3 protein-coding genes are annotated in these 3,279 nt (G+C 71.5%); 1 reads left to right on the plus strand and 2 read right to left on the minus strand.

All coding sequences use genetic code 11. From position 1 onward, the window contains the following. Positions 1-1,406: SIR2 family NAD-dependent protein deacylase (locus ACIRDX_RS22080; protein ID WP_396627576.1), on the plus strand; the 1,406-nt coding region annotated here is incomplete at its 5' end. Here the strand turns inward: ACIRDX_RS22080 and ACIRDX_RS22085 are convergent. Beyond that, entirely contained in the window at positions 1,378-2,457 is a 1,080-nt protein-coding gene (locus ACIRDX_RS22085; RefSeq protein WP_396627577.1) for an acyltransferase family protein, read from the minus strand. The genes ACIRDX_RS22080 and ACIRDX_RS22085 overlap by 29 nt on opposite strands. Before the next feature lie 28 nt (positions 2,458-2,485). Next, complete coding sequence (locus tag ACIRDX_RS22090) at positions 2,486-2,878, minus strand: hypothetical protein (RefSeq protein WP_396627578.1); 393 nt, start codon at positions 2,876-2,878, stop codon at positions 2,486-2,488. Positions 2,879-3,279 lie beyond the last annotated feature (401 nt).

Raw genomic sequence — 3,279 nt, forward strand, 5'->3', positions numbered from 1 at the left:
GCGCCTTCGTCCACCAGCCCGGCAGTGGTGAGGACCAACGGCTGCGCGTGTGGACCAACGTGGGCGCCGAGTCGCCCGTGAGCAGCGAGTGGTTCGTCGAGGGCGCATGCGAAGCGCTCGAGCGCGCGGCCGATGCGCTCGGCGGGCAGACGATCAAGGGCGCGGCCGGTCGGCGGCCGCTCGTCGGCCTGCCCCTGGTCGGGACCGGACTGGGCGGCGGTCGCCACCGATCCGGCGACATCGTCAAGGCGCTGTTGCCGCGCCTCGGCGCCGTGGCGAGCGAGAAGGGCGTGGATGTGGCCCTCGTGCTCATGCGCGAGCGGACCTATGCCGCAGTGCAGGCGGCCCGTGCGTCGATCACCGACACGACGTTCGACGCGTTGCTCACGCCAGAACTCCGCAGGGAAGGCGACACGCTGGCCGGCTATGCCCGGCGCGGCGACCTCGTCCTGTTCATCGGGGCGGGTGCGAGCATCGGTGGCGGGTTGCCGGGCTGGGGCGACCTGCTCGACCGGCTGGCCGCGCAGGCGGGCTTCTCGGACGACGAGCGCGCCAAGCTTCGCAATCTCGACGAACTCGACCGCGCGCGCATCGTGCAGATGCGTCTCGAGGCCAGTAGTCACCGCCGCCTGGGCGAGCACATCGCGTTGATGATGACGGCCAGCCCGTTCCGCCCACTCACGCAGACGCTGCTGGCCTCGCTGCCCGTGTCGCAGGCCGCCACCACCAACTACGACGAGCTGTTCGAGGGTGCCTCACGCGACGTGGGCATCGACTGCGCGATCCTGCCCTACAAGCCGGCGCCGACGCGTCGGCGCTGGTTGCTCAAGCTGCACGGCTGCGTGACGCACCCCGAGCACATCGTGCTGACGCGCGACGACTACCTGCGGTTCTCGTCGAGCCGGGCGGCGCTCGCCGGCATCGTGCAGGCGCTGATGGTGACGCGCCACATGCTGTTCGTCGGCTTCTCGCTGCGCGACGACAACTTCCACCGCATCCTGCACGACGTGCGCAGCACGATGACGGCCGCCGGTGTGGGCGACCAGCCGTTCGGCACGGCGCTGGCGCTGTTTGCCGAGCCGTTCAAGCAGGATCTCTGGGAGCGCGACGTGCGGATCATCCCGGCCTCGACCGAGGAGTGGGCGAGCGCGCACGGCGACCCCGCGCTCGAGCAGGATGCGGTGAGGCGCCTGCTGGTGTTGCTGGACTACATCGGCATGCGGGCAGCGAGCGGCACGTCGCACCTGCTCGATCCGCAGTTCGACGGCGTCCTGTCCGATCCGGAAGTCGAGGTGGGCCGGGCGCTGCAGGTGCTCGCTTCCCGCCTCGGGCCGGCCGAGTGGAAGACGTCGGCGGGGCAGCGCGTGCTCGCCCTCCTCAAGGAAGTGGGCTGGGACGGCGCGTGAGCCGGCGGGCCGCTTCGCGGATCGGCCACTCGACGTGGTCGTGCACCAGCACCGCCAGGCCCCACGAGAGCGGCAGGCCGACCAGGCCCACCGCCAGCCAGTGCCAGTCGGCGAAGAACAGCACGCCGAAGACAGGGTAGTGCCACAGGAAGAACGGGTACGACACGTCGCCTGCGCGCAGGACGGCGGGATGCCGCAGGACCTGGTCGGCCGCTCCGGCATGGCGAGGCCGATCGGCCAGAGCCGACACCAGCAGCGGCAGCGAGAGGGCCAGTGCCAGGGTCAGGGCCGGCATCAGCAGGCCCAGCCGTCGCCACGGGATGGCGAAGCTCGCGGTCAGCAGGCCGGCCGCCACCGTGAGGACGCGTGGGTGGCTCCACCAGTCGTCCAGGCGCCTCCGGATGTCGACATCGAAGCGGATCAGCGCCAGGGCTGCGCCGAGCAACGGTGCGGCAAGACGGCTCGCAGGCGCGTTGTACAGCCACACGAGGTCACCGGGCGACCACGGGGCGTGGCGCACGACGAGCGACGTCACGCCGAGGATGGCGGTGATGGCGGCGGCGAGGTGCGGGCGAGGGGACGCCAGCCGACAGGCGGCGAGCACCAGCGGGAGCAGCAGGTAGAACTGGGCTTCCAGTGCGACCGACCAGGTGTGTCCGAACAACAGGGGGTGGTCCAGCCCGCGGGCCCGGGTCAGGTTGGCGCGGAACGTCGCCGCCACCCAGGCATCGCGGTCCACGTCGCCCCACGCCGGAGTCGCCCAGAGACGGGCGGCAACCGTGAACACCGCGAGGACCAGCAGCAGTGCGGGGAGCACCCGCGCCGCGCGCCGGACGGCGTAGGCGCCCAGCCGCAGGTGCCCGAGCGTCGTCGCCTCGGACCACAGCGCGTGCGCGATCACGAATCCGCTGAGCGCGCAGAAGACTTCGAGCGTGAGCGGGCCGCCCGGTGCCAGGCGCGGCTTGAGATGGAACAGCGCCACCACCAGACACAACGCGCCTCGCAGCCCGTCGAAGGCGCGCCAGACGTGCGGGGGTGACGCCGTGCTCACGCCGCAAAGCCTACCCCAGCCGGGGCGACTACTCCGGAGCGTTCCTGATGTCGACGGCGGTGCGCGCGTGCTTTTGCGCCAGCTGGCGCATGCCCTGCGCGTCCTTGCGGGCGCGAGCCGCGTCCTGCCGCTCGGTGTAGCCGGCCCGGTGCATCGGCGCCGCCTTGTACTCGTGGGGATACCAGCCCTGCTCGAGCTGTTGCGCCTTCTTGTCGAGGCGCTTGGCCTCCCGCTCGAGGCGGGCGGCCCGGTCACCGTAGGCATCGGCAACCCTGGCGTGCTGTTCGGCAGACTCGGCCATGGCGGCCATGCGTGCCAGTTGCTGGACCTCGTCGCCCCCCTGTGCCGCGCTCGTCACGCTGCTGCCCAGGAGGCTGGCCGCCACCAGCATGGCCGCCACGAAGTGTTGTTGTCGTTGCATGTTGTCCCCCTTCATCCGCTAGGACGGTCCTGCCACATCAACAGATCCCAGTAAGCCAGATGCGGCGGGCCGGCGCAAGTCGCCGTGTCGCGCTCAGGAGCGCGGGGCGCCGCCGCCCGGGCCCTCCGAGGGACGGTAGACGCCTCCCGCGTCGCAGGTGTCCTGCTTGACCCGCTGCCAGATCCACCGGGCCAGGGTAGTCGGGAGTCGGGAGTCGGGAGTCGCGGCGCGTGGGGGGCGAGACGCGCCGCGGCGAAGCGGGTGACCTAGATCCCGGAGTAGGGCCGCGGCACCAGGAAGCGCGCGGTGTTCTTCGACGTGTTGTCCTTGTACTGCGGCTTGTCCTTCATCGCGACCCATCGCGGGTCCGGGCCGAACTTCTTCCACGCGTCGAGGTGTGT

It is taken from the genome of Luteitalea sp. (assembly GCF_044337415.1).
Classification (GTDB): Bacteria; Acidobacteriota; Vicinamibacteria; order Vicinamibacterales; family Vicinamibacteraceae; genus Luteitalea.

Excerpts from the sequence above, each read along its gene's own strand:
- ACIRDX_RS22090 (WP_396627578.1), bottom strand. The coding sequence starts at position 2,878 with ATGCAACGACAACAACACTTCGTGGCGGCCATGCTGGTGGCGGCCAGC.